This is a genomic window from Murimonas intestini (assembly GCF_024622195.1).
Lineage (GTDB): Bacteria > Bacillota > Clostridia > Lachnospirales > Lachnospiraceae > Murimonas > Murimonas intestini.
In genome coordinates this window covers 101,919-125,198 of record NZ_JANKBI010000017.1, presented here as the reverse complement: position 1 = coordinate 125,198, position 23,280 = coordinate 101,919, and the positions used below count along the sequence as shown (strand labels likewise).

The window sequence follows — 23,280 nt, the reverse complement described above, 5'->3', positions numbered from 1 at the left end:
GGTTGAAAAAAAGCAGATCATCTGTTAATATAATAACAATAACTGTTATTGATAAATAAACATCATTTACATACCTAAGGAGGATAATTTCATGAATCAGTGTTTTAGCTGCAATACCTGTAAAAGTGCCGATAAATGCCTGGAGGGTTATATCGCCGGCCTGCCTATGGAGACTTCCCACCACAGGGTGGAGGGACAGAGCACAAAGTGCGGATTTGGATTAAAAGGAGTCTGCTGCCGCCTGTGCTCTAACGGACCGTGCAGGATCACCCCGAAGAGCCCAAGAGGGATCTGCGGCGCAAATGCAGATACGATCGTGGCCAGGAATTTTTTGAGGGCCGTGGCAGCGGGAAGCGGCTGTTATATCCATGTGGTTGAAAACACAGCCCTGAACCTGAAAAATGCTGCTGTGGCAAAAGCGCCTATAAAAGGAAAAGGAGCGTTAAAGCGCCTTGCGGAGGAATTCGGGATCACAGGGAGCGACGAGCATGACCTGGCTTACAAGGTGGCAGATCTCGTTTTGAAAGATCTCTATAAACCGGAGTATGAGAAGATGGAGCTTGTTGAGAAGATGGCCTATAAGCCCAGATATGAGAAATGGAAAGAGCTGGGAATACTGCCGGGCGGAGCTAAATCAGAAGTTTTTGCAGGTGTGGTAAAATGTTCTACCAATCTGAATTCTGATCCTGTTGATATGCTGTTAAACTGCTTGAAACTGGGTATTTCCACCGGCCTGTACGGACTTACACTGACGAATCTTTTAAATGATGTGATGCTGGGAGAGCCGGAGATCAGAATGGCTCCTGTGGGACTTGGCGTGATCAACCCGGATTATATCAATATCATGATCACAGGGCATCAGCATTCCCTGTTTGTACACCTTCAGGAACGTCTGACCGATCCTGAAGTGACCGAGAAAGCAAAAGCTGCCGGTGCAAAAGGCTTTAAGCTTGTGGGATGTACATGTGTGGGACAGGATCTGCAGCTGAGAGGCGCCCACTATACAGAGATATTTGACGGACATGCAGGAAATAATTATACCAGTGAGGCTGTGCTGGCCACAGGAGCCATTGATGCAGTGCTCTCTGAGTTCAACTGTACTCTGCCTGGTATCGAACCTATATGTGATGAGCTGATGATCAAACAGATCTGTCTTGATGATGTGGCAAAGAAAGCTAATGCTGAACTGATGGAATATTCCTATGAGACAAGAGAAGAAAACAGTGACAAGATCATAGATGCGGTGATCGAGAGCTATAAGGCCAGGAGAGGGAATGTACCTGTGAACCTGCTGCCTGAACATGGAAATAAGAATACACTGACAGGTGTCAGCGAGATATCCCTGAAGGAATTCCTGGGAGGAAACTGGCAGCCTCTGCTGGATCTTATAGTAGCAGGCAAGATCAAAGGTGTGGCAGGCGTTGTAGGATGCTCAAACCTCACTGCTCTGGGACATGATGTATGTACAGTCGAGCTTACAAAAGAGCTGATCAAGAGAGATATCATTGTGCTTTCAGCAGGATGCTCTTCAGGCGGTATTGAAAATGTCGGACTGATGAGGCCGGAAGCGGCTGAGCTGGCCGGAGACGGACTGAAGGAGGTCTGCAAATCACTGGGAATCGCTCCTGTACTTAATTTCGGACCATGCCTCGCGATCGGACGTCTGGAAATAGTGGCAACAGAGCTGGCCCAGGCGCTTAATATTGATATGCCGCAGCTGCCTCTTGTACTTTCAGCTCCCCAATGGCTGGAAGAGCAGGCCCTGGCTGACGGATGCTTTGGCCTGGCGCTGGGACTGCCTCTCCATCTTGGACAGCAGCCTTTCATTGCGGGCAGTGATCTGGCGGTGAAAGTGCTCACAGAAGACATGAAGCAGATTACAGGCGGACAGGTGATCGTAGAACTGGATCCTGTCAAAGCGGCCGATAAGATTGAAGCAGTCATAGACGACAAGAGAAAAGGGCTGAACATCTGAAGCAGAAAAGGAGGCATACCTGATGAAGAGAATAATGATTGATGCGTCCAAATGCGACGGCTGCAAGAACTGCGCCCTTGCCTGTATGGACAGCCACCGCAGGGATGGTAAGGAAGGCGTGGAGACTCTCGACTTTAACAGTCCCATGACAGTTGCCAGAAATGAGATAGTATGCGGCGTAAATGGGGGCTACCTCCCCATGTTCTGCCGCCACTGTACGGAACCCGCATGTGCCAACAGCTGTATGAGCGGCGCGCTTCAGAAAGATGAAGAGACAGGACATGTAAAATATGATGAGGCAAAATGCGGTTCCTGTTTTATGTGTGTCATGAACTGCCCGTATGGAATCCCAAAGATCAGCGAAGACAGGACGAAGATCATCAAATGTGATTTCTGTAATGACAGGCCTGAAGGCCCGGCCTGCGTCCTTGCCTGTCCAAAGCAGGCAATCTATGTGGAGGAGGTATAGTGATGGAATATTATGTGATTATCGGATGCGGCGCCGCAGGTATGGCAGCCGCCGAAAGACTCCGCAGACTGAAGCCTGACGCTTCTATAGTGATGGTATCAAAGGATGAGCACTCCCATTCCCGCTGTATGCTTCACAAATATCTGGGAGGAGAACGGGATGTGGAAGGACTTGCTTTCACTGATGAGGATTTTTTCGAAAAAAATCATATATACTGGAGCAGGGGACAGGCTGTAAAGCGCGTGGATACTGCCGCAAAAAAGGTTATTCTGGAAGACGGTGAGCTGGTATATGATAAACTGCTGATCGCGTCAGGGGCAGTATACTCTGTTCCGCCTATCCCTAATTTCAGGACAGCTGATAACGTGTACGGCTTCAGGGATCTGAGCGATGCTGTGAAAATCAGGAAGGCAGTGGAGGAAAAGAATGCAAAGCATGTGTTTATCGTAGGATCAGGCCTTGTAGGACTGGACGTGGCATATGCTCTGCTGGAGCAGGGCGTAAAGGTCACGATTGCAGAGATGGCGGACAGGATCCTGCCTCTTCAGACTGATGCCACATCCGCGGGGGCTTATCAGGAGCTCTTTGAAAAAGCCGGAGCCAGCTTCAGGCTGGGTATCGGAGCAAGTGATTCAAAGGTAAATGATAAGAATGAGATCACTCATGTCATTTTGGCCAATGGAGAAGAAATACCATGTGATTTTGTTGTGGCAGCTGCCGGCGTGAGGCCGTGCATTGATTTTCTGAAGGACAGCGGACTTGAGATGGAGAGATCCCTTAAGGTAAATGAATATCTCAGGACTTCAGACCCGGATGTCTATGCGGCAGGTGATGTGACCGGCCTGTCAGGCATATGGCCAAATGCCATGGACCAGGGCAGAAAGGCTGCCATGAATATGGCAGGCATGCCTGTGGCGTATACCGACAGCTTCTGTATAAAAAATACAATCAATTTCTTCGGGCTGGCTATGCTCTCGGCAGGTGATATCGAACCAAAGGATGACAGCTGCCAGGTATACACAAAAGAGAGCAGGAGTGAGTATAAAAAGGCAATCGTGAAGGACGGCATTGTGACAGGGATCCAGCTTCAGGGGGACATTTCAGGAAGCGGATTTTGGCAGCATCTGATCAAGAATAAGATAGATATCTCCGGACTTCTGAAGGAAAAAAATATTTTTCATATCAGCTATGCGGATTTCTATGGACTGGATAGCACAGGGGAGTACATTTACAGCGGACAGTGTTAATTTACCGGAACAGCACAAGGCTGGAATGCAGCAATTAATCAGACAGGCGGTATGGCATTTGCGGATGCCATACCGCCTTTATGTGCTGCTAAACAGTAAATCCTGGCGGATATTGCGAAAAAAATTACTTGCATATTGCGGTCACTATATTATAATAGGAAAAGGGCAGGAAAACCTGCACAGGTGCCAAAAGGCATAAAACGAAAGAAATGGTGATGACATTGAATTACGAAGAAGCAGTGGAATATATTTTAAGTGTTCCAAAGTTTACTAAAAAAAATAAATTAGAGAATACTGTTGAATTGATGGAGCGTCTTGGACGGCCGGACAGGAATCTGAAGATCATCCATGTGGCAGGGACGAATGGCAAGGGCAGCGTGTGTGCTTTTCTGTCTTCTATACTTGTGAGATCGGGCAGAAGGACAGGCCTGTTTACATCGCCCCACCTTGTGAAGATAAATGAGCGTTTCCAGATAGATAATGAGCCGATCAGCGATGAAGAATTCCTCAGTGCATATATGAAGGTGCAGGCGGCTGTAAAAGGCATGCTGGAGGAAGGTTTCCCGCATCCCACTTATTTTGAACTGCTGTTTGCGTTATCTATGACAGCATTTGAGAAGGCAGGTGTGGAATATGTGGTTCTGGAGACAGGACTTGGGGGAAGGCTGGACGCGACAAATACAATTGAGCATCCGGCAGCCGTGGTGATCACATCCATCAGTCTGGACCATACGGAGATCCTGGGAGATACAGTAGAAAAGATCGCATGGGAAAAGGCAGGGATCATCAAGCCGGGGGTACCGGTCATATACGATGCAGGGGATGAAAGGGCAGCAGAGGTGATTGAGAAACGTGCTGCACAATTAGGCTGTGAGACTGTCCCGCTGCGCCGAAAGATGTATGAAATTTTAGTAAATACCGATAAAAGCATTGATTTTTGCCTGCATTATGGGTATTATGAGAATGTTAAAGTCACAGTTCCTTACCTGGCAGAATACCAGGTAGTGAACAGTTCTCTGGCTCTGCTGGCTGTGGAGACATTTGATAAAGAGCATGATATCCCGCTTCAGGTAAGACTTGAAGGGATACAAAATACTGCCTGGCAGGGACGTATGGAGACAGTCATGCCGGGGGTGGTCCTAGACGGCGCCCACAATGCGGCAGGTGTGCAGGAGTTTGTGAAAACAGTACAGAGGCTGCAGGAAAACAGGCGGGTTGTAATACTGTTCTCGGCTGTTGCAGAAAAGAATTATGAAAAGATGATTGAGACAATATGCAGAAGTACCAGGCCATCTGCTGTCGTAGTGACACAGATTGACAATGACAGGGTCGTACCTGTTCAGAAGCTTTCAGAAATCTTCAGGAAATATACAGATGCTCCGGTGACACCTGTGGAGGTGATCGAAGATGCGTTTGAGGAGGCCCTGAAGGAAAAACAGGATGGTATGCTGTTCTGTGTCGGTTCCCTCTACCTGGTAGGGGAGCTGAAAAGTGTGATAAGGAGACGTACACATGATTAATTTTGACGAGGAACTGAAAAAATTTCAGCCCAGTCTGGATGTAAATGAGGCGGAGGACGCTATTTATAACCAGGATCTGACAGATATCACAGATGTCTTAAGGGAACTGCTGAAAGAAGAAAAGAACAAGAAGAAATAAGGGGAATTCTATGAAATGTATATATTGTGGAACCCCTTTGTCCGGAATTGACTATTGTACAGGATGCGGGGCGGACGTCTCTTTGCAGAAGCAGATCATCCGAATATCCAACAGACTGTATAATGAGGGGCTTGAGAAGGCCAGTATCAGGGATCTGTCAGGGGCGATCGTATGCCTGAGAAGAAGCCTTAAGTTTAATAAAGAAAATATTGCGGCGCGTAACCTGCTGGGTCTTGTGTATTTTGAGACGGGCGAGGTGGTTTCAGCCCTTTGTGAATGGGTCATCAGCAAGAATATGAATGTGCCTGGGAATGTGGCGGATATCTACATAGAGAAGCTGCAGGCAAATAAAAACAAGCTGGATATTATCAACCAGACTATACGCAAGTACAACCAGGCTCTGGTGTACTGCCATCAGGACAATGAGGATATGGCTGTCATCCAGCTGAAAAAAGTGCTGGTCCAGAACCCGAAGCTGATAAAAGGATACCATCTTCTGTCGCTGCTGTACCTGAAACGTCAGGAATACGAAAAGGCGAGGAAGCTGCTTAAAAAGGCAGCCAGGATCGATGCCACCAATACGACCACCCTCCGTTATCTGCGTGAAGTGGAAGAGATGACAGGCGTTGGGACAAGCCTGGAGGATAAGAAAAAGCGGTATGCCAAGGAAAAGGTAAATAAGCTGACAGGTACTACCACATACATGAGCGGTAATGAGACGATCATACAGCCGGCTACTTTCAGGGACAGCTCTACAGTGGCTACGTTTCTGAATATCTTCCTGGGGCTTCTTCTGGGAGGTGCGATCGTATGGTTCCTTGTGGTGCCTTCCACGAAACAGAGTATATACCAGGATGCCAACCAGCAGATAACAGATGCAAATTCTAAAATGGCTTCCCAGGCTGCCCAGGTATCAGGCCTTAATAAGGAAATTGAGGATTATAAGGCAAAGGTTGAAGAGGCTCAGAAAACCATGGATGCAGCTGATACGAAGGCTCAGTCCTATGAGAAAATACTGGAGGCTGCCAACAAATATCTGGCGGAGGACCAGGCGGGCGCCGCACAGTCACTGGGAGAAGTAGACGCTGATTCCATGACGGGAGCCGGGAAAGATCTGTACGATACACTGAACACAGGTCTGAAGACTTACATGTATTCTACATTTACAAATGCAGCTGATACGGCATATGTAGCGGGAGACTATGCGACAGCCATAGAAAACTATCAGAAGGCCGTAGAGGCTGATCCTGATCAGGAATATGCCCTGTATTTCCTGGGACATGCTTATTACAACAGCGGAGACACTGCAAATGCCAATAAGACCTTTAAGGAATATATGGAAAAATTCCCCGGAAGTGAAAGGGCGTCTGAGGTACAGACATACATCAGCGATGCAGCAACAGGTGCTGCGGGCGGAACTACCGGAGGGACAGCAGGCCAGGGCATAATGCCGAACGGAGATACTGGAGTCACTGCAGGTCAGGATGGAAACGGTACGAATGCAGGTACAGATACAGGCGCACCGGCGGGAGACGGCGCAGCGGGAACTGACGGAAGCGGAATGGGAACAGGAACCGGGGACGGCACCGGAGGAGAATACCAGGGAAACGGCAGCGACGCAGACGGAACAGGTGATGGTATGGATTATACTGCAGGATAATACCTCGGAGCGGAGGACGTGTACAGAAAATGTATGCGTCCTTTTTTATCTCTCAGAAAGTGCTTTCTGTCAGGTAAACGCTCAACGCCGGGGGAGGCAAAAAAGCACAGGGGAGATCTGCGGTACAAGAAAAAGAGAGGGGACATGGCAATGGAAGGTGGTTATAAGATTCGGGAAAGAAATCTGACAGTGGAGATGCCGGCGGAGATCGATCATCACAGCGCACAGCATATCACTTCAAATATTGATTATCTCATAGAAGCAAATGGGATCAGAAGCATCGTTTTTGATTTTAACAGGACATCTTTTATGGACAGCTCAGGGATAGGCATTTTGTTGGGCAGATATAAGAAAATGAACTACGCGGGGGGCAAGGTGATGGTGATAAGGGCAAACCCGTCCATCAGAAAAATACTGACATTTTCAGGAGTGACAAAAATTATGGATGTCTATGAAGGGCTGCCGGAGCAGTCCGACCGAATCTAAGGGGGGAGAACAATGGGGATTTCAAATGAAATGAGGCTGGAATTTGACAGCAGGTCATGTAATGAAGGATTTGCCAGGGTATCAGTGGCGGCATTTATGACGCAGCTGAACCCGACGCTGGAAGAAGTGGCGGATGTGAAGACTGCCCTCTCAGAGGCTGTCACGAATTCAATCGTACACGGTTACGAGGGGGCAATTGAGAAAATAGTTGTGGAATGCCGCATAGAGGATGATACCTTTTGTGTGGACGTGACAGACCACGGAATAGGGATTGAAAATATTGAGCAGGCAATGGAGCCGCTGTTTACAACAAAGCCTGACTCTGAGCGGTCAGGGATGGGATTTGCCTTCATGGAGGCTTTTATGGATTCCATAGAAGTGACTTCAAAACCAAATGAGGGCACTAAGGTCTCCATGAAAAAGAAAATAGGCTGTGGGAAGAGCAAGTTCGAAAGGTGAAAGGATGGGCAGATGGATCAGACCCTTAGGTTAATTGAGAGATCTCACCAGGGGGATAAAGATGCCAGAGAAGAACTTGTAGAAAAAAATATGGGGCTTGTGTACAGTATAGTGAGAAGATTCGCCGGACGGGGGCATGAGATGGAGGACCTTGTCCAGATAGGGAGCATTGGGCTTATTAAGGCGATAGATAAATTTGACATGTCCTACGACGTGAAGTTCTCCACCTACGCTGTTCCCATGATAGCGGGGGAAATCAAGAGGTTTTTAAGGGATGACGGCATGATAAAAGTCAGCCGAACCTTAAAGGAGACAGCCTGCAAGGCATATATGACAAAAGAAGCGCTGGAAAAAAGAATGGGCAGGGAGCCCACAGTTGAAGAGATATCCATGGAGATCGGGGCAACAAGAGAAGATATCATACTTGCCATGGAATCTGCCGCGGAGGTGGAGTCGCTGTACCAGACGATCTATCAGGGGGACGGCAACGCCATATTTTTAATGGATAAGATTGAAGAAAAAGAAAATAGAAATGAAGAGCTTTTAAACCATATGATGCTTTCGGAGGTTCTGGATACACTGACCGGGGAGGAGAGGAAACTGATACATCTGCGGTATTTTGAAGATAAAACACAGACGCAGGTGGCACAGGTGATGGACATGTCTCAGGTACAGGTTTCAAGAATGGAAAAGAAAATATTGACAAAGATGCGGGGAAGGATTTCATAACTTCCCCGTATATTTTTGGCCTAAAATCAAATAATAGTTAAAAATGATGAAAAAAGGAAGTGATCATAATGTATAAGAAAAAAATACTGGCTTGCCTGACAGCTGTGCTGATGCTGGCTCTTGTCATCGGTATATTTTATTATGCTTCATATGTCCAGAAAAATAACCATGAAGCAGGGGGAACTTTTGTAAAAGCTTTCGGACAGAAAACTGAGGAGTGCTGTTTATGACAAATGATACTCTTTACCTGAACATTGACCAAAATGTAGAAGTCCATGACACTACTGTATACCTGAAGGATATCGCCCAGCTGGACTGCAGCAATAAATCACTCGAAAACCGCATCAGGGCCCTGAAATTTCCTGATGCGGTCAAAGGAAGGCCGGGCAGGTATGTACACTCAGTGATGGAGATAATAGCGCTGATCCATCAGGATTTCCCAAGTCTGGAAGTAAACAATATTGGCGAACCTGAATTTATCATTACACTGCAGAAGAAAAAGCAGCATGGGACGGCTATGGACTGGCTGAAGACAGCCTTTGTCTGTTTCCTTATGTTTTTTGGGGCAGCCTTCTCCATCATGACATTTAATAATGATGTAAGCATCACTGATCTGTTCGCCCAGCTCTTTGAACAGTTCACAGGGCGCGCGTCAGACGGCTTTACCATTCTGGAGCTTTCTTATTCTATAGGCGTAGGGCTTGGCATCCTTATCTTTTTTAACCACTTTGCCGGAAGGAAACTCACGGCAGACCCGACTCCCCTGGAAGTCCAGATGAGAAAATATGAGGATGATATAAATAAGACACTGCTGGAATCCAGCAACCGCAAACCTGATAAGGAAAAGCGGAAAGAATAGATCTGTTTGAGAGAATGAAGGGAGGAATGCCGGGTGTTGGTGCAGGTTTTAATGGGAATCATTGGATTAAGCAGCGGGTTTGTCGTTGCAGGGGGAGTCATAGCGCTGGTAATAGGCCTGGGGATAGTCACAAGATATGTGGGCATCACACATACAGGAGAGTATCTCTGGCTCTATGAGGATATTATTCTCCTGGGAGGCATTTTTGGCGTGCTTCTGACAGTATACAATATCCATGTGCCGTTCGGCGCCGCAGGGCTGGCTCTCCTTGGCATTGGAGCCGGCATATATGTGGGAGGATGGATACTTGCGCTGGCTGAGATTGTGAATATCTTCCCGATCATGGCCAGGAGGATTGGCCTGGTCAAAGGCATGAGTCTGGTGATTATTTTTATGGCAGCCGGAAAAATATTAGGAAGCCTGCTGCATTTTTATATGCGGTGGTAATGGAGGTACTTATGGCAGATATTTTAAAAGAAAAGAAGAACCAACAGTATAATGAATACGTAAAGCAGGTGACACCCACGCACAGCCTGCCAATGAACATGCTCAAGGCATTTGTCACAGGCGGGATCATATGTGTGATCGGACAGTTCCTGCTGAATTACTGCGGCAGCCTGGGGCTGGACAAAGACACATCAGGAGGATGGACATCTATGATCCTTGTACTTCTGAGCGTTATCCTGACAGGATTTGGCATCTATCCCAAGCTGGCTAAGTTCGGCGGTGCAGGGACACTTGTGCCTATCACAGGGTTTGCCAATTCAGTGGCAGCGCCTGCAATTGAGTTCCAGAAAGAGGGACAGGTATTCGGGATAGGATGCAAGATATTCACTATCGCCGGTCCTGTGATCCTCTACGGAGTGTTCACAAGCTGGCTGGTGGGCCTTATCTACTGGCTGCTTAAAGCGGTCCATGTTTTATGATAACTAATTGAGAGGTGATAATAAATGAGCCAGATTTGTGGAATGTCGAGTATTCAGTTCGACAAGGCGCCGCATATTATAAGCGCGGCATCAGTTGTAGGAAAAAAGGAGGGGGAAGGCCCTCTTGGAAAGCTTTTTGATCTGGTGGGGGATGATCCCATGTTTGGAGAGGACAACTGGGAGAAGGCAGAGAGCACGCTGCAGAAAGAAGCAGCCCAGATGGCTCTGGGGAAGGCAGGACTGCTGCCCACACAGATCAGATACCTGTTTGCAGGCGATCTTCTGGGACAGCTTATAGCTACCTCCTTCGGGGTGGTGGATATGAACATTCCCATGTTCGGGCTCTATGGAGCCTGTTCAACCTGCGGGGAATCCCTGTCTCTGGGAGCTATGGCAGTGGCGGCAGGATACGGTGACTATGTGCTGGCCCTTACATCCAGCCACTTCGCCAGTGCGGAGAAACAGTTTCGGTTTCCCCTGGAATACGGAAACCAGCGTCCCCTTGCAGCTACCTGGACCGTCACGGGAAGCGGGGCCTTTGTACTTGCCCCCAAGGGAGGAAAAGCCAGGATTACTGGCGTGACCACCGGAAAGGTCGTGGATTTTGGCGTCAAAGATTCTATGAATATGGGTGCGTGTATGGCTCCGGCTGCCTGTGACACTATTTATCAGAACTTCATGGACTTTAACAGGCAGCCGGAGGATTATGATAAGATCATTACCGGGGACCTGGGATATGTGGGGCAGAAGATATTGATTGACCTGCTGAAGGAAAAGGGATTTGATATCAGTAAGGTGCATACAGACTGCGGCATAGAGATATATGACCAGCAGACCCAGGATACACATTCAGGCGGCAGCGGATGCGGATGTTCAGCAGTAACACTTGCTGCCATGATACTTCCTAAGATAGAGAAAGGGAGCTGGAAGCGGGTGCTTTTTGTTCCCACAGGCGCGCTGCTCTCTACTGTCAGCTTTAATGAAGGCCAGAGTGTGCCCGGGATAGCCCACGGTGTTGTCATAGAGCACTGCTGAAATGGAGGAAAAGGAATATGATGGACTATATTAATGCATTCTGGGTAGGGGGACTTATATGCGCCCTTGTACAGATATTGATGGAAAAGACAAAACTGATGCCAGGCAGGATCATGGTCATTCTTGTATGCTCAGGTGCAGTACTGGGCGCTGTGGGCATCTACCAGCCCTTTATGGACTTCGCCGGGGCGGGCGCCTCAGTGCCTCTTCTGGGATTTGGGAACCTGCTTTGGAAGGGAGTCAAAGAAGCAATAGAAACAGATGGATTTATAGGTATTTTTATGGGAGGATTTACATCAAGTGCGGTGGGAATATCCGCAGCACTTGTATTCTCCTATCTGGCCAGCCTTGTCTTTAAACCAAAGATGAAGGAATAGCGGAAGACCAACACGAAATCCCCTCTCAGGCTGCAATGGCGTACAGCCCGAGGGGGGATTTCTATATACATTTTAGGAATTAAGATATTGACAATTTTATAAATGGTAACGGAAAAATATTCCGTTATCTCTGCACACGGCCTGATCCGTCTCCGCCGGCCAGTTTCATGACTTCATCAACAGATACCTGGTTGAAGTCTCCTTCGATGCTGTGCTTCAGGCAGCTGGCAGCTACTGCAAATTCAATAGTCTGCTGAGGCTCAAATCCTGTCAGGCAGGAGTAGATAAGTCCGCCGCCGAAGGAATCGCCGCCGCCTACACGGTCTACGATGTGCATAGGATATTTCTTGCTGAAGTAGTAATCATTACCGTCATAGAGCATAGCAGCCCACATATTATCATTTGCTGAAATTGACTCACGGAGTGTGATTGCTACCTTCTGGAATCCAAAACGGTCAGCCAGCTGTTTTGCCACATCCTTGTAACCGTCATGGTTTAATTTACCGCTTGTGACATCTGTTCCGGCAGCTTTGATGCCGAATACATCACTTGCATCTTCTTCATTTGCGATGCATACATCTACATACTCGCAGAGCTGGCCCATGACCTGTCCTGCTTTTTCTTTGCTCCAGAGCTTGTTGCGGTAGTTCAGGTCACAGCTGACAGTGATGTTTTTAGCCTTGGCAGCCTTGCATGCTTCCAGGCAGACAGCTGCTACATTGTCACCAAGTGCCGGTGTGATGCCTGTGAAATGGAACCAGTCGGCTCCCTCGAAAATCTCGTCCCAGTTAAAATCAGCAGTAGTTGCTTCAGCCATAGAAGATCCTGCACGGTCATAGATGACCTTGGAAGGACGCTGGCTGGCGCCTTTTTCCAGGAAGTAGATGCCGAGACGGTTTCCGCCGCGCACCATATAAGAGGTGTCCACACCATAACGTCTTAAAGAATTTACAGCACACTGTCCAATCTCATGCTTCGGCACTTTTGTTACGAAAGCGGCATCCATGCCGTAGTTAGCTAATGATACAGCTACATTTGCTTCTCCGCCGCCGTAAGTTGCGCCTAAAGATTCAGCCTGAACGAAACGGTAATATCCTTCAGGAGCCAGTCTCAGCATGATTTCACCAAATGTAATAACTTTCTTTGCCATTTAAAAATCCTCCAATATTTATTAAATTATATTATAATTTATTTCTGTACAAGATGAAGTGCAAAGCCGCCGTATTCACCTTCCAGGTAAATAGCTTTGATATTGCCCTTTTCATCGCGTTTAGCTGATTCCATATCGAATTTGCATCCGCGCATCTCAAGATGGAAGATCGCTCTTTCCATATAGTTTGTAGATATTGCGATATGGCCCTTTGAGCCTTTTCCGGGAGTTTTCATGATCTCCATGCCTGTTCCGGCAAATACGGAAGAATTGCCTGTTTTCTTTGCAAAGCCGAACATCTTCTCCATAGCTGTAGCCAGGCTGTCTGCCTCAGATGCCTCGGCAGCGTTGATGCCCACATGAGCAACCTCTAAACCAAGCATAGTGGATACCGCCTCTTTAGTCAGGGCTGTGATCCCTTCGAAATCACCTGCAGCAACCATTTCCTTCTTTACCATCCAGCTGCCGCCGCATGCAATGATCTTGCCGAAATCCAGATAGGAATTCAGGTTCTTTGCGCTGATGCCGCCTGTCGGCATGAATTTCATGTTAGTGTAAGGAGCAGCCATGGACTTGATCATATTAAGACCGCCTGCAGCTTCTGCCGGGAAGAACTTTACAACCTCAAGGCCGCATTCAATAGCCTGCTCAATATCACTCGGGTTTGTACAGCCAGGTGTGATAGGGATCCCTTTTTCTACACAATAACGGACGATCTTAGGATTCAGTCCCGGGCTTACGATAAATTTAGCTCCGGCAGCTACTGCGCGGTCAACCTGCTCTGTTGTGAGTACTGTGCCTGCGCCAACAAGCATTTCCGGGTATTCTGTAGACATGATGCGGATAGATTCTTCAGCAGCAGCAGTACGGAATGTAACTTCTGCACATGGAAGCCCGCCTTCACAGAGAGCCTTTGCCAGAGGGGCAGCGTCCTTTGCATCATCCAGGGCTATTACAGGAACAATTCCCATTTTTGAGATTTTTTCTAAAACTTCAACCATCTTACATTTCTCCTTTAATAGATAGGTTCATAAAACTACAAGTTTCATCATATAAAACTACGTTTCAAAATATGGTATACTTAGAGTATAGAAGAATGAATCTGAATTGTCAATAGTATTTTTCCATTGTTTTTTATTTTTATCAGTGTTACAATAAATTCGCTTCATAGTTTCATAATATGGAATAACCGATGACCTTTTTATAGGAGAGTTTAAATATATGGCAGAAACAGAACAGACAGAAAAAATTAAAAATCCGGTCCAGTCAGCAGAAAGGATATTCAGTGTGATGGAGACACTGGCCCAGACAGGTCCCGTCGGCCTGGTAGAGCTGAGCGGCATGCTGGGGCTCCACAAGAGTACAGTGCACAGGCTTCTGCTTTCTCTTACATGTATGGGATACGTGCAGCAGGATGAGGAGACGAGCAAATATATGCTCACTTTTAAGCTGGTAGAGCTCTCAGAGAAGATACTTGCAAAGGTGGATATCCTGACAGTTGTCCATCCTTATATTACAAGGCTGGCAAATGACTGCAATGAGACAGTGCATTTTGTGCAGAGAAGAGGGACGGAAGTCTTTTATCTGGATAAGGTGGCTCCCTTAAAGCCGCAGGAGAGCGCGATCCGTATGGCTTCACAGGTGGGGCTGGCGAGGCCTCTCTACTGCTCAGGGGTGGGCAAGTCCATCCTGGCGGAGATGTCTGAGGAGGAGGTCAGATATATCTGGGACCACAGCGAAATTGAAAAAAAGACAGAGCATACGATCGTCACACTTGATGAGCTGTTAAAGGAGCTGCAGATAGTAAAAGAAAAGGGTTATGCCCTGGACAATGAGGAAAATGAACTGGGTGTCAGGTGCATAGCAGTATGTGTGCCTGACCACAGGGGACGGCCGATGAATGCATTCAGCATCTCCGCCCCTGTGGGAAGGATGACTGACGAGAGGATAAATGAGCTTGCTGTACAGATACTGAGGACAAAGGAAGAAATACAGTTAAGGCTGGGACAGGCATAAGGGCGGATATTGCAGGAGGCATACATGGAAGGAACATTAAAAGAAGCTTTGGAATGCTGCCCGGTGGTGGCGGCTGTGAAGGATACAGAGGGGCTGGAGAAAAGCCTGGGGTCAGAGTGTACGATCATCTTTGTGCTTTTTGGGGATGTATGCGGCATACCTTCTATTGTGGATAAGATAAAAGAGGGCGGCAAGCTGGCTCTTGTCCATATAGACCTTATAGTGGGGCTCTCCGGTAAAGAAGCAGCAGTGGATTATATCAGGCAGTTCACAAGGGCGGACGGGATCATAACTACGAAGCCGGCGCTTGTAAAACGGGCGAGAGAGCTGGGACTGTGCAGCATCCTTCGTTTTTTTGTCATAGACTCAATGGCCCTGGAAAATATTGAACGTCAGGTCCGCCAGGCCAGGCCTGACGTTGTAGAGATGCTGCCAGGCATCATAGCGCCTAAGATCATTTCCAGGATCTGCAGAAGCCTCAGAGTCCCTGTCATTGCGGGAGGGCTGATCAGCGAGAAAGAAGATATCATGGCTGCTCTTGAGGCCGGGGCGGTATCCATCTCCACGACGAATGAAAAGGTATGGTTTATGTAGCAGAAAATGTAAAAAAGGGGCTGTTCTATTTACCGGAAGTATGGTAAAATAAATATAACTGTGAAGGTACCAGGCAGTTACATTTAAATATTGAATTGCTGGAGAAAAGAGTCAGGCAAAGAACATGTGCATACGCATGTGTTATTTGTCTGGCTTTTTGTTTTGTTCCGGTGTTTTGTACGGCAGTCCGGGGAGAATGCGGTTCCGGCATATTACAGCAGGCAGCTGTATGGCGCCTGAAATTTGGGAGGTAAGGTTTATGTATGATGTAGTCGTAATAGGAGCAGGCGTGACAGGTTGCGCTGTTGCCAGAGAATTATCCAGGTATGATCTGAAGATCTGTGTTCTGGAGAGGGAGGAGGATGTCTGCTGCGGCACTTCAAAGGCAAACAGCGGCATCGTCCATGCAGGGCATGATGCCAGGCCGGGGAGCCTGAAGGCAAAATTTAATCTCATGGGAAATGAGATGATGGAGGATTTGTCAAAGGAGCTTGATTTTCCTTTCAGAAGGAACGGGTCAATGGTACTCTGTTTTAAGGAAGAGGAGAAGGGAAAGCTGGAAGAATTAAAGCGGCAGGGGGAGGAAAACGGCGTTAAAGGTCTCAGAATACTGGAGAGAGAAGAGATACGCAGGATGGAGCCCAACCTGACTGAGAATGCCGTGGCTGCTCTCTATGCGCCTTCAGGGGGGATCGTATGTCCCTTCGGCCTGACAATTGCCTTGGCGGAGAATGCATATGTCAACGGAGCTGAGTTCAGATTTAATACAGAGGTGGCTTCTATTGAAAGGGTAAGTGATACAGGCAGGGAAGGCTATCTTTTAAGGACGGATAAAGGGGAGATCAGAAGCAGGGCTGTAGTGAATGCTGCCGGAGTATATGCAGATACATTTAACAACATGGTTAGTGGGAGAAAGCTGTCTATTATTCCCAGAAAAGGTGAATACCGCCTGCTTGACAAGAGTACAGGAAAATTTGTGGATAAGACCATCTTTCAGATGCCCACTGAGCTGGGAAAGGGTGTGCTGATAACGCCGACTGTCCATGGAAATCTGATGGTGGGACCCACAGCGGCCGACATTGAAGATAAAGAGGGAGTGAATACCACAGCTGAAGGTCTGGAAGAAGTAGCGTTAAAAGCAGCCCTGAGCGCCGAACATGTACCAGGCGGCCAGGTCATCACATCATTTGCAGGCCTGCGTGCCCATGAAGCGGGAGATGATTTTGTGATCGGCGAGGCGGAGGATGCAGCCTTTTTCTTTAATGCGGCGGGGATCGAATCGCCGGGTCTGACAAGCGCGCCCGCCATAGGGGCGGTTTTGGCAGAAGAGATTGCAGGAAGGCTTGGCGCAGTCAGAAAAGAAAAATTTCAGGTGGAAAGAAAAGGCATCTTCTGCGTATCAACAGCCACGAAAGAGGAGCTGGCAGACAGGATCAAGGAAAATCCTGCTTACGGAAATGTTATCTGCCGCTGTGAGACAGTCACAGAAGGAGAGATCAGGGATGCCGTCAGAAGGCCGCTGGGTGCAAAGTCTCTGGACGGCGTGAAGCGCAGGACGAGGGCAGGAATGGGAAGGTGCCAGTCAGGCTTCTGTTCGCCAAAGGTCATGGAGATACTTGCAGAGGAGCTGGGATGTTCTAAACTGGAGCTGACAAAATCAGGACATGGCTCATACCTGCTGGCCGGACTTGACAAGGAAAATCTGTAGAGGGGGATAATTATGAGAAAGGATTATGATATTGTAGTGATCGGAGGAGGCCCGGCCGGCATGGCGGCGGCAGCTTCTGCCAGAGAGAGCGGGATCACAAACATACTGATACTTGAGCGTGACAGGGAACTGGGGGGGATACTGAACCAGTGCATCCACAATGGTTTTGGCCTGCATACCTTTAAGGAGGAGCTGACAGGTCCGGAATATGCGGCCAGATTCATCAGCAAGGTGAAAGAAGCCGGTATAGACTACATGCTGAATACTATGGTGCTGGATATCAGCCCGGACAAGGAAGTAACAGCCATGAACAGGGAAGAGGGGCTGTTTACTGTGCGTGCCGGGGCTGTCATCCTGGCTATGGGGTGCCGGGAGCGTCCGAGAGGAGCTCTGAATATTCCTGGGTACAGGCCGGCGGGCATCTATTCAGCAGGTACAGCCCAGAGGCTTGTAAATATAGAAGGTTTCCTGCCGGGCAGGGAGGTGGTTATCCTTGGATCAGGCGATATAGGGCTTATCATGGCCAGAAGGATGACACTGGAAGGGGCGAAGGTGAAGGTGGTTGCTGAACTGATGCCTTACTCCGGGGGGCTTAAAAGGAATATCGTACAGTGCCTGGATGACTTTGGGATACCGCTGAAGCTGAGCCATACAGTGATTGATATCGATGGCAAAGAGAGGGTTAAGGGAGTGACTCTGGCGAGGGTGGATGAGAACAGGAAACCCATCCCTGGAACAGAAGAGTATATACCCTGTGATACCCTGCTGCTCTCCGTGGGACTGGTGCCGGAGAATGAACTGACTAAAGGGATGGGGATAGATTTGATGAGAGCCACCTCAGGTCCGAAGGTGAACGAATCTATGGAAACAAGCAGGGAAGGAGTCTTTGCCTGCGGCAACGTGCTCCATGTGCATGATCTTGTTGATTATGTGACTCAGGAGTCTGAAGAGGCAGGAAAGGCAGCGGCGCGCTATATAAAAAGCGGCCTTAAACGGGGAGCGGCAGTGGAGGTGGAGGCAGCAGGCGGAGTGAGATATACAGTGCCCTCATCCATCCAGCCTGAAAATGCAGAAGATAAGATTGTTGTGAGATTCCGGGTGGGAGATGTTTACAAAGACAGCTGGATTAGTGTATATTATGATAAAGAGAGAATATTGCACCGGAAGAAGCGCATCATGGCGCCTGGCGAGATGGAGCAGGTTATCCTGAAAAAAGAGGAGCTTCAGAAGAGGATGGGACTTAAAAAGATAACTATAACGATTGAGGAGGCGTAGGGCGATGAGAAAAGAGCTTACATGTATCGGATGCCCCATGGGCTGCCAGCTGACAGCGGTGGTCGAGGGGAATGAAGTTGTTTCTGTAGAGGGGAATACCTGCGCAAAAGGGGCTTCTTATGCGAAAAAAGAATGTATAGCGCCCCAGAGGACAGTGACATCCTCAGTCAGGGTAGAGGGCGGTGTGCTGAAAATGGTTTCTGTAAAGACAGCAGAGGAGATTCCCAAGGAGAAAACAGGCAGCTGTATGAAAGCACTGAAGGATATCTGCGTGAAGGCGCCTGTCCATATTGGAGATATTATTCTTGCTGATGTGGCCGGAACAGGTGTGAATATTATCGCTACAAAGAATATAGACCCGGCAGAACGGGCTCTTGCGTGAATCAAAGACCCCGCTGCAAGCAGACGGGGTATCAAACTTGTAACGCTGCAGAGCAGCGGGGTATTTGACCCTCGCGGCATTCGCCAAATGCACATGCAAGCATGTTCACTTGGCTCATTGCTCGCGGGAATAAATCCAAGGAGGAAGATATAATGGGGAAATATGTAATGGCTCTGGATCAGGGGACAACAAGCTCCAGATGTATTTTATTTAATAAAGGCGGAGAGATCTGCAGCGTAGTGCAGAGAGAATTTGAACAGATATTTCCAAAGCCCGGCTGGGTAGAGCACGATCCGATGGAGATCTGGTCTTCCCAGATCAGTGTGGCGGCCGAGGCCATGAGCAGGATCGGGGCAGGGCCTGAGGATATTGCGGGGATAGGCATCACGAATCAGAGGGAGACTACTGTCGTATGGGACAGGAATACAGGAAAACCTGTCTATAATGCTATTGTGTGGCAGTGCAGAAGGACTTCAGACATAGTGGACCAGCTTGGCAGGGAAGGCTTTGACAAGATATTGCGGGAGAGGACAGGACTTGTTCCTGACGCTTATTTCTCAGCAACTAAGCTGAAATGGATACTGGATCATGTGGACGGCGCCAGGGAGAGGGCAAAGAAGGGCGAGCTGCTCTTCGGGACAGTAGACACATGGCTGATCTGGAACCTTACAAAGGGTGAGGTCCATGTTACAGATTACACAAATGCGTCCAGAACAATGCTTTTTGATATCCATAAGCTCGAATGGGATGACGAGATCCTTGCCAAGCTGGATATTCCCCGGGAAATGCTTCCGGAGGTGAAGCCCTCCAGTTATATATACGGATATACGAAGGATTGTGTGATAGGAGACAATATCCCTATAGCGGGCGCGGCAGGTGACCAGCAGGCGGCTCTGTTCGGCCAGTGCTGTTTCGAGCCGGGAGAGGTAAAAAATACATACGGCACAGGCTGTTTTCTGCTCATGAATACCGGGGAGAAGGCTGTGGAATCAAAGAACGGCCTGCTAACCACCATAGCAGTGGGAGTCGGCGGTAAAGTGGAGTATGCCCTGGAGGGCAGCGTCTTTGTGGCCGGGGCCGCCATACAGTGGCTGAGGGATGAGCTGCGCATGATAAAGAGCGCGGCCCAGTCTGAGCAGTACTGTGAAGCGGTGCCTGACACAAACGGCACTTATGTGGTGCCGGCCTTCACGGGACTGGGCGCGCCGTACTGGGACCAGTATGCCAGAGGGGCGATAGTAGGGCTCACGAGAGGAACCAGCAAGGAACATCTGATCCGCGCTACTGTAGAATCCCTGGCATACCAGGTGTATGATCTGATCGAGGCTATGGAGCAGGATTCAGGCATCCATCTGAAGACCCTGAAGGTAGACGGAGGAGCATGTGCGAACAACTTCCTGATGCAGTTCCAGTCTGACATTTTAAACACTCAGGTGGCAAGGCCAAAATGCATTGAGACTACAGCTCTCGGCGCCGCCTATCTGGCAGGCATCGCTACGGGCTATTGGAATGACAGGGAAGATGTGCGGAAAAACTGGGCTCTGGAATGGACCTTTGTTCCTAAAATGGAAGAGGAATCCCGCAGGAAATTGGTCAGGGGATGGAAAAAAGCAGTAAAATATTCTTTTGACTGGGCTAAAGATGAATAATAAACCTTGTATTGTGTGGGATTTTGTTGTATTATATTAATATCTGAATTAGTATATTACTGCGTGAAGCATTTTCTCATATAATGTAAAGGAGAGACTTTATGAAACTAGATGAGCTTGATTTTTCCGGAGATAAAAGGATGCGAATCGTCCAGGAACTGGTGCCGGGCAAGCAGGTTACGCTGGCACATGTGATCGCCAGCCCCGATCCTATTGTATATAAGAAGCTGGGCCTGGATCCTGAACTGGATTATAAGAGGGCCGCTATTGGCATACTCAGCATGAGCCCTGCGGAGATCTCAGTTATTGCGGGAGATATTGCAGTAAAGGCGGCTAATATTGATCTTGGATTTATTGACCGTTTCAGCGGGACTTTGATTTTCACCGGAAGGGTGGCGGAGGTGGAAGCGGCTATCCAGGCTATTACGGCATATCTGGAGGAGAAGCTGCATTTTACCATCTGTGAAGTCACAAGGACTTAAGGCGGCGTCATGAAAAAGATTATTCTGATGGGGCGCAGCGAGTGCGGGAAAACAACGCTGCAGCAGGCCCTGAAAGGTGATACCATCCATTATCACAAGACACAGTACATAAACCACTACGATGTAGTGATAGATACCCCGGGTGAATATGCGGAAACAAACAGGCTGGGCAGGGCGCTTGCCCTTTATTCCTATGAGGCTGACGTGGTAGGTCTGCTGATCAGTTCAGAAGAGCAGTATTCCCTCTTCCCCCCCTGTGTGACTGCATGCTCCACTCGGCCGGTAATAGGCATTATCACACAGATAGATTCCCCGAATGGAGACCCCGACAGGGCGGAGAGATGGCTCAGGCTGTCAGGCTGTGAGACGATTTTCCGGGTAAGCTCATATACAGGCGAGGGCATATGGCAGATTCTTGAGTATTTACGGGAGCCGGGAGATGTGCTCCCCTGGGACAATGAAAAAGAAGCCGGCAGGCCTAGAAAGGTACTGTCTACAAAGTCAAATACCCGCAGCCTGCCGCAAAAATCAAAGACACTGCTGCAATAAAATGCTGTAATAAGATACTGTAATATAACAGGTGCTGCCATCATACTTATTTGTGATGGGCAGCAGCTGTTTTATTATTGTTCACGGGAGGGTTTTTTATTACATATATTGGCTAAATTCGATTTTTTCTTTATTTGGACCTTCGATGGTAAAGAACCGCACTCCATTTTCCCAAAATGGGAGGAAGTGAATTGTGTCCTGCGTTGTATTCATATTGTGGCAGTTTATATACTGGTATACTTCTTCAATATCTGTCACATTGACAGCCACATGGTCGACTGCTCCGGATTCCATTTTAGCGGACTTATTTTCATAGGTTTCTATAACAAGTGTCCCCAGCTTTAAAAATACAACCTTTTCATTTGCTTCTTCATTTACAGTCTGAAATGCTGTCTCAAATCCTAACTTATGGTAAAAGTCCAGTGTTGCATCTATATCATTAGTTGGTATTCCTATATGCTGAATACCAGTCATATACTGATTTAAATTCATTTTATCTCTCCAGTCTTTTTTGTACCTTTTTTCTATTTTTCAGGTGAAATTATATATTTTCCGTTAGCACGGAGTTCTGGTTTACTTAATATATCTTTCAGATTGTCAAGACCGCATACATCATAGACCATACTGCTTACATCAAGACGTCCGGAGTCAATTAAGTCCAAAGCCCTTTTCTGGGTATAAGGATTGATATATGATGCTTTTAACTCCAGCTCTTTCTGGAATATCTGGAATGGCTTCACTGAAATGGTTTCATCCGGTTTTGTAAGTCCGAACATCATTACAACAGCCTTGTTTCCAGCAATGTCAATGGCCTGTTCAATAGTAGAAGGACGGCCTACACACTCGATTACTGTATTGACCCACGTCATGCCGTTCTCTTTTAAACGGGCCTTTACATCCTCATGGATCGGATCGATACACACATCCGCGCCTAATTTTTTTCCTACTTCCCGTTTGCTCTCAACCGGTTCAAGAAGAGCCACTTTTGCAGCTCCCGCCAGCTTTGCAAGCTGTAACATGAGAAGTCCTATCATACCTCCGCCAATCACGACAACCTGATGCCCTGGACGGACCCCGCACATATCCATGCCGTGCAGGCAGCAGGCAACGGGTTCAGTCATAGCGCCCTGTTCAAAAGATGTATTATCTCCCAGCTTATAAACTTGTCTTGCATTAACGGCACAGTATTCTGCAAATCCGCCATTTACTGTAGTTCCATAACCTATCATATTTTCGCAGTAATGGGCAACACCGTTTCTGCATGGTTCACAGGCCCCGCAGTAACAGTTTGGGTCAATGCACACCCTGTCACCTACTTTATAGTCTTTTACTTCCGAACCTGTTTCTGCAACTATACCAGAGAATTCATGCCCGAGAATTGTCGGAGGTGTGACTTCAGCAGCACCTTTGTCACCCTCGTAAATATGTACATCTGTTCCGCATACACCACAGGCCTTTACCTGGATCAAAATATCCTGTGGCCCCACTACAGGCATTTCGTGTTCCTCAACTCGTAAATCATGTTTTCCATAGAATACTGCACTTTTCATTTTGATTACCTCCGTTTTTAATGTTGCATCTTACGCTTATGACT

General features: G+C 47.9%; 27 protein-coding genes. 23 read left to right on the top strand and 4 right to left on the bottom strand.

From position 1 onward, the window contains the following. Positions 1-91 precede the first annotated feature (91 nt). From cooS to spoVAE, 15 genes are all read left to right on the top strand, one after another. Positions 92-1,975 carry an anaerobic carbon-monoxide dehydrogenase catalytic subunit gene (gene cooS, locus NSB28_RS20065; protein WP_109748288.1) on the top strand — a complete coding sequence of 628 codons (1,884 nt, stop codon included), beginning with the start codon at positions 92-94 and terminating at the stop codon, positions 1,973-1,975. Between the two features lie 22 nt (positions 1,976-1,997). Beyond that, a complete protein-coding gene (locus tag NSB28_RS20060) occupies positions 1,998-2,444 on the top strand; it encodes a 4Fe-4S dicluster domain-containing protein (RefSeq protein WP_109748289.1) in 447 nt (148 codons plus the stop codon). A 2-nt stretch (positions 2,445-2,446) separates the two neighbouring features. Next, positions 2,447-3,691 (top strand): NAD(P)/FAD-dependent oxidoreductase, encoded by a 1,245-nt coding sequence (locus NSB28_RS20055; RefSeq protein ID WP_109748290.1) that lies wholly within the window; start codon positions 2,447-2,449, stop codon positions 3,689-3,691. 215 nt (positions 3,692-3,906) lie between these two features. Beyond that, a complete protein-coding gene (locus NSB28_RS20050) occupies positions 3,907-5,211 on the top strand; it encodes a bifunctional folylpolyglutamate synthase/dihydrofolate synthase (RefSeq protein WP_109748291.1) in 1,305 nt (434 codons plus the stop codon). Then, a complete protein-coding gene (locus NSB28_RS20045) occupies positions 5,204-5,350 on the top strand; it encodes a hypothetical protein (RefSeq protein ID WP_187374433.1) in 147 nt (48 codons plus the stop codon). Before NSB28_RS20050 ends, NSB28_RS20045 begins: the two co-directional genes overlap by 8 nt. Positions 5,351-5,360: 10 nt before the next feature. Further along, positions 5,361-7,010: a tetratricopeptide repeat protein gene (locus NSB28_RS20040; RefSeq protein WP_109748292.1), complete on the top strand. Its 1,650-nt coding sequence runs from the start codon at positions 5,361-5,363 to the stop codon at positions 7,008-7,010. A 144-nt stretch (positions 7,011-7,154) separates the two neighbouring features. Beyond that, positions 7,155-7,496: an STAS domain-containing protein gene (locus tag NSB28_RS20035; RefSeq protein ID WP_306812233.1), complete on the top strand. Its 342-nt coding sequence runs from the start codon at positions 7,155-7,157 to the stop codon at positions 7,494-7,496. Between the two features lie 12 nt (positions 7,497-7,508). Beyond that, a complete protein-coding gene (gene spoIIAB, locus NSB28_RS20030; protein WP_109748293.1) occupies positions 7,509-7,955 on the top strand; it encodes an anti-sigma F factor in 447 nt (148 codons plus the stop codon). A gap of 12 nt (positions 7,956-7,967) precedes the next feature. Continuing rightward, a complete protein-coding gene (locus NSB28_RS20025; protein WP_109748294.1) occupies positions 7,968-8,684 on the top strand; it encodes a SigF/SigG family RNA polymerase sporulation sigma factor in 717 nt (238 codons plus the stop codon). A gap of 68 nt (positions 8,685-8,752) precedes the next feature. Further along, on the top strand, positions 8,753-8,914 hold the full coding sequence (locus NSB28_RS20020; protein WP_187374432.1) for a hypothetical protein: 162 nt from the start codon (positions 8,753-8,755) through the stop codon (positions 8,912-8,914). Then, positions 8,911-9,543: a stage V sporulation protein AA gene (locus NSB28_RS20015; RefSeq protein ID WP_109748295.1), complete on the top strand. Its 633-nt coding sequence runs from the start codon at positions 8,911-8,913 to the stop codon at positions 9,541-9,543. The genes NSB28_RS20020 and NSB28_RS20015 overlap by 4 nt, the downstream gene beginning before the upstream one ends. Before the next feature lie 33 nt (positions 9,544-9,576). Continuing rightward, the gene (locus NSB28_RS20010) at positions 9,577-9,990 is read left to right on the top strand and encodes a stage V sporulation protein AB (RefSeq protein WP_109748296.1); all 414 of its coding nucleotides are present in this window, start codon (positions 9,577-9,579) and stop codon (positions 9,988-9,990) included. A gap of 11 nt (positions 9,991-10,001) precedes the next feature. Next, positions 10,002-10,469, top strand: coding sequence for a stage V sporulation protein AC (spoVAC, locus tag NSB28_RS20005; protein ID WP_257497904.1), 468 nt, complete (start codon positions 10,002-10,004; stop codon positions 10,467-10,469). Between the two features lie 24 nt (positions 10,470-10,493). Further along, entirely contained in the window at positions 10,494-11,504 is a 1,011-nt protein-coding gene (gene spoVAD / locus NSB28_RS20000; protein ID WP_109748298.1) for a stage V sporulation protein AD, read from the top strand. 20 nt (positions 11,505-11,524) lie between these two features. Further along, entirely contained in the window at positions 11,525-11,881 is a 357-nt protein-coding gene (gene spoVAE / locus NSB28_RS19995) for a stage V sporulation protein AE (protein ID WP_109748392.1), read from the top strand. A gap of 124 nt (positions 11,882-12,005) precedes the next feature. Here the strand turns inward: spoVAE and NSB28_RS19990 are convergent, their stop codons facing one another. Both NSB28_RS19990 and NSB28_RS19985 read right to left on the bottom strand, forming a co-directional pair. Continuing rightward, positions 12,006-13,031 carry a sugar kinase gene (locus tag NSB28_RS19990; protein ID WP_109748299.1) on the bottom strand — a complete coding sequence of 342 codons (1,026 nt, stop codon included), beginning with the start codon at positions 13,029-13,031 and terminating at the stop codon, positions 12,006-12,008. Positions 13,032-13,069: 38 nt separating this feature from the next. Next, positions 13,070-14,032 (bottom strand): bifunctional 4-hydroxy-2-oxoglutarate aldolase/2-dehydro-3-deoxy-phosphogluconate aldolase, encoded by a 963-nt coding sequence (locus NSB28_RS19985; RefSeq protein WP_109748300.1) that lies wholly within the window; start codon positions 14,030-14,032, stop codon positions 13,070-13,072. Between the two features lie 220 nt (positions 14,033-14,252). Between NSB28_RS19985 and NSB28_RS19980 the strand changes: the two genes are divergently transcribed. The 8 genes from NSB28_RS19980 (at position 14,253) to NSB28_RS19945 (ending at position 21,686) form a co-directional block, all read left to right on the top strand. Continuing rightward, on the top strand, positions 14,253-15,047 hold the full coding sequence (locus NSB28_RS19980) for an IclR family transcriptional regulator (RefSeq protein WP_109748301.1): 795 nt from the start codon (positions 14,253-14,255) through the stop codon (positions 15,045-15,047). 24 nt (positions 15,048-15,071) lie between these two features. Next, positions 15,072-15,641, top strand: coding sequence for a glycerol-3-phosphate responsive antiterminator (locus tag NSB28_RS19975; protein WP_109748302.1), 570 nt, complete (start codon positions 15,072-15,074; stop codon positions 15,639-15,641). A 259-nt stretch (positions 15,642-15,900) separates the two neighbouring features. Further along, positions 15,901-17,349, top strand: coding sequence for an NAD(P)/FAD-dependent oxidoreductase (locus NSB28_RS19970; protein WP_109748303.1), 1,449 nt, complete (start codon positions 15,901-15,903; stop codon positions 17,347-17,349). Positions 17,350-17,361: 12 nt separating this feature from the next. Beyond that, positions 17,362-18,624 carry an NAD(P)/FAD-dependent oxidoreductase gene (locus NSB28_RS19965; RefSeq protein WP_109748304.1) on the top strand — a complete coding sequence of 421 codons (1,263 nt, stop codon included), beginning with the start codon at positions 17,362-17,364 and terminating at the stop codon, positions 18,622-18,624. A gap of 4 nt (positions 18,625-18,628) precedes the next feature. After that, positions 18,629-19,006 carry a DUF1667 domain-containing protein gene (locus NSB28_RS19960; RefSeq protein ID WP_109748305.1) on the top strand — a complete coding sequence of 126 codons (378 nt, stop codon included), beginning with the start codon at positions 18,629-18,631 and terminating at the stop codon, positions 19,004-19,006. A 152-nt stretch (positions 19,007-19,158) separates the two neighbouring features. Further along, positions 19,159-20,655, top strand: coding sequence for a glycerol kinase GlpK (glpK, locus tag NSB28_RS19955; protein WP_109748306.1), 1,497 nt, complete (start codon positions 19,159-19,161; stop codon positions 20,653-20,655). A gap of 101 nt (positions 20,656-20,756) precedes the next feature. After that, a complete protein-coding gene (locus NSB28_RS19950; protein ID WP_109748307.1) occupies positions 20,757-21,137 on the top strand; it encodes a BMC domain-containing protein in 381 nt (126 codons plus the stop codon). A gap of 9 nt (positions 21,138-21,146) precedes the next feature. Further along, a complete protein-coding gene (locus tag NSB28_RS19945; RefSeq protein ID WP_109748308.1) occupies positions 21,147-21,686 on the top strand; it encodes a EutP/PduV family microcompartment system protein in 540 nt (179 codons plus the stop codon). Between the two features lie 99 nt (positions 21,687-21,785). Here NSB28_RS19945 and NSB28_RS19940 read toward each other — a convergent pair whose 3' ends face one another. Further along, a complete protein-coding gene (locus NSB28_RS19940; RefSeq protein ID WP_109748309.1) occupies positions 21,786-22,178 on the bottom strand; it encodes a VOC family protein in 393 nt (130 codons plus the stop codon). A gap of 32 nt (positions 22,179-22,210) precedes the next feature. Beyond that, on the bottom strand, positions 22,211-23,236 hold the full coding sequence (locus tag NSB28_RS19935; RefSeq protein WP_109748310.1) for a zinc-dependent alcohol dehydrogenase family protein: 1,026 nt from the start codon (positions 23,234-23,236) through the stop codon (positions 22,211-22,213). Positions 23,237-23,280: the final 44 nt, after the last annotated feature.

What these genes read in the sequence shown, in the direction of transcription:
- cooS (WP_109748288.1), top strand. Translation starts at nt 92, where the DNA reads ATGAATCAGTGTTTTAGCTGCAATACCTGTAAAAGTGCCGATAAATGC.
- NSB28_RS20060 (WP_109748289.1), top strand. Translation starts at nt 1,998, where the DNA reads ATGAAGAGAATAATGATTGATGCGTCCAAATGCGACGGCTGCAAGAAC.
- NSB28_RS20055 (WP_109748290.1), top strand. Translation starts at nt 2,447, where the DNA reads ATGGAATATTATGTGATTATCGGATGCGGCGCCGCAGGTATGGCAGCC.
- NSB28_RS20050 (WP_109748291.1), top strand. Translation starts at nt 3,907, where the DNA reads ATGACATTGAATTACGAAGAAGCAGTGGAATATATTTTAAGTGTTCCA.
- NSB28_RS20045 (WP_187374433.1), top strand. Translation starts at nt 5,204, where the DNA reads ATGATTAATTTTGACGAGGAACTGAAAAAATTTCAGCCCAGTCTGGAT.
- NSB28_RS20040 (WP_109748292.1), top strand. Translation starts at nt 5,361, where the DNA reads ATGAAATGTATATATTGTGGAACCCCTTTGTCCGGAATTGACTATTGT.
- NSB28_RS20035 (WP_306812233.1), top strand. Translation starts at nt 7,155, where the DNA reads ATGGCAATGGAAGGTGGTTATAAGATTCGGGAAAGAAATCTGACAGTG.
- spoIIAB (WP_109748293.1), top strand. Translation starts at nt 7,509, where the DNA reads ATGGGGATTTCAAATGAAATGAGGCTGGAATTTGACAGCAGGTCATGT.
- NSB28_RS20025 (WP_109748294.1), top strand. Translation starts at nt 7,968, where the DNA reads ATGGATCAGACCCTTAGGTTAATTGAGAGATCTCACCAGGGGGATAAA.
- NSB28_RS20020 (WP_187374432.1), top strand. Translation starts at nt 8,753, where the DNA reads ATGTATAAGAAAAAAATACTGGCTTGCCTGACAGCTGTGCTGATGCTG.
- NSB28_RS20015 (WP_109748295.1), top strand. Translation starts at nt 8,911, where the DNA reads ATGACAAATGATACTCTTTACCTGAACATTGACCAAAATGTAGAAGTC.
- spoVAC (WP_257497904.1), top strand. Translation starts at nt 10,002, where the DNA reads ATGGCAGATATTTTAAAAGAAAAGAAGAACCAACAGTATAATGAATAC.
- spoVAD (WP_109748298.1), top strand. Translation starts at nt 10,494, where the DNA reads ATGAGCCAGATTTGTGGAATGTCGAGTATTCAGTTCGACAAGGCGCCG.
- spoVAE (WP_109748392.1), top strand. Translation starts at nt 11,525, where the DNA reads ATGGACTATATTAATGCATTCTGGGTAGGGGGACTTATATGCGCCCTT.
- NSB28_RS19990 (WP_109748299.1), bottom strand. Translation starts at nt 13,031, where the DNA reads ATGGCAAAGAAAGTTATTACATTTGGTGAAATCATGCTGAGACTGGCT.
- NSB28_RS19985 (WP_109748300.1), bottom strand. Translation starts at nt 14,032, where the DNA reads ATGGTTGAAGTTTTAGAAAAAATCTCAAAAATGGGAATTGTTCCTGTA.
- NSB28_RS19980 (WP_109748301.1), top strand. Translation starts at nt 14,253, where the DNA reads ATGGCAGAAACAGAACAGACAGAAAAAATTAAAAATCCGGTCCAGTCA.
- NSB28_RS19975 (WP_109748302.1), top strand. Translation starts at nt 15,072, where the DNA reads ATGGAAGGAACATTAAAAGAAGCTTTGGAATGCTGCCCGGTGGTGGCG.
- NSB28_RS19970 (WP_109748303.1), top strand. Translation starts at nt 15,901, where the DNA reads ATGTATGATGTAGTCGTAATAGGAGCAGGCGTGACAGGTTGCGCTGTT.
- NSB28_RS19965 (WP_109748304.1), top strand. Translation starts at nt 17,362, where the DNA reads ATGAGAAAGGATTATGATATTGTAGTGATCGGAGGAGGCCCGGCCGGC.
- NSB28_RS19960 (WP_109748305.1), top strand. Translation starts at nt 18,629, where the DNA reads ATGAGAAAAGAGCTTACATGTATCGGATGCCCCATGGGCTGCCAGCTG.
- glpK (WP_109748306.1), top strand. Translation starts at nt 19,159, where the DNA reads ATGGGGAAATATGTAATGGCTCTGGATCAGGGGACAACAAGCTCCAGA.
- NSB28_RS19950 (WP_109748307.1), top strand. Translation starts at nt 20,757, where the DNA reads ATGAAACTAGATGAGCTTGATTTTTCCGGAGATAAAAGGATGCGAATC.
- NSB28_RS19945 (WP_109748308.1), top strand. Translation starts at nt 21,147, where the DNA reads ATGAAAAAGATTATTCTGATGGGGCGCAGCGAGTGCGGGAAAACAACG.
- NSB28_RS19940 (WP_109748309.1), bottom strand. Translation starts at nt 22,178, where the DNA reads ATGAATTTAAATCAGTATATGACTGGTATTCAGCATATAGGAATACCA.
- NSB28_RS19935 (WP_109748310.1), bottom strand. Translation starts at nt 23,236, where the DNA reads ATGAAAAGTGCAGTATTCTATGGAAAACATGATTTACGAGTTGAGGAA.